Origin of the sequence: Streptomyces griseorubiginosus, assembly GCF_017614965.1 — a bacterium.
In the GTDB taxonomy this organism is placed as follows: Bacteria; Actinomycetota; Actinomycetes; order Streptomycetales; family Streptomycetaceae; genus Streptomyces; species Streptomyces griseorubiginosus_B.
Genome location: NZ_WVUG01000690.1, coordinates 1 through 795, shown reverse-complemented (window position 1 = coordinate 795; position 795 = coordinate 1). Strand labels below are relative to the sequence as shown.

Sequence of the window (795 nt, the reverse complement as noted above, 5' to 3'; positions counted from 1 at the left end):
GGGGGGAATGGGGCGGGTGTGGCGGGCCGCCGACGAAATGCTGGACCGCCCGGTCGCGATCAAGGAAATGCGGATAGACGGCTTGGACGCCGAGGACACCCGCACCCGCCGCGAACGCACGCTGCGCGAGGCCAGGGCGACGGCGCGGATCGACCACCCCAACGTCGTGCGGGTGTACGACGTCGTGGACGAGGGCGAACGCCTGTGGATCGTCATGGAGTTGGTGGAGGGCCGCTCCCTGGAGCGGATCATGGTGGAGTCGGGTTCCCTGAGTCCCCGTGAGGCCGCCCGGACAGGCCTCGGCCTGGTCGCCGCCCTGCGGCAGGTGCACGCACGGGGAGTGCTGCACCGGGACATCAAACCGGGGAACGTCCTGGTGGAGGCCGCGGGGGAGCGGGTGGTCCTCACGGACTTCGGGATCGCCGCGCTCCAGGACGCCAAGGCGCTGACGATGGTCGGCATGCTGGTCGGCTCCCCCGACTACATGGCCCCCGAGCGGATCTCCGGCCGGCCCCAGGGCCCGCCCTCGGACATCTGGTCCCTCGGCGCGACGCTCTGCGCGGCGCTGGGCGGCCGCTCCCCGTTCTCCCGCGACACCACGCTGGCGACGCTCCACGCGGTCCTCTACGAGGAACCCGAACTCCCCGCCGCGGCGGGCCCCCTGCGCTCCATCCTCGCCGCGCTCCTGGAAAAGGAACCAGAGGTCCGCCCAGGCCTGGACGAACTGACGTCCGCCCTGCACCCGGTGGCCTTTCCCGCACCTGCACCGACGCTGCCGGTGGGTGGGGGAGAGGG

Annotated in this window: 1 protein-coding gene; it reads left to right on the top strand. The window is 72.6% G+C overall.

Annotated features, from left to right (window positions below; all coding sequences use genetic code 11):
• Window positions 1-7 precede the first annotated feature (7 nt).
• The coding region (locus GRC12_RS44780; protein ID WP_208786133.1) for a serine/threonine-protein kinase at window positions 8-795 on the top strand (788 nt) is incomplete at its 3' end.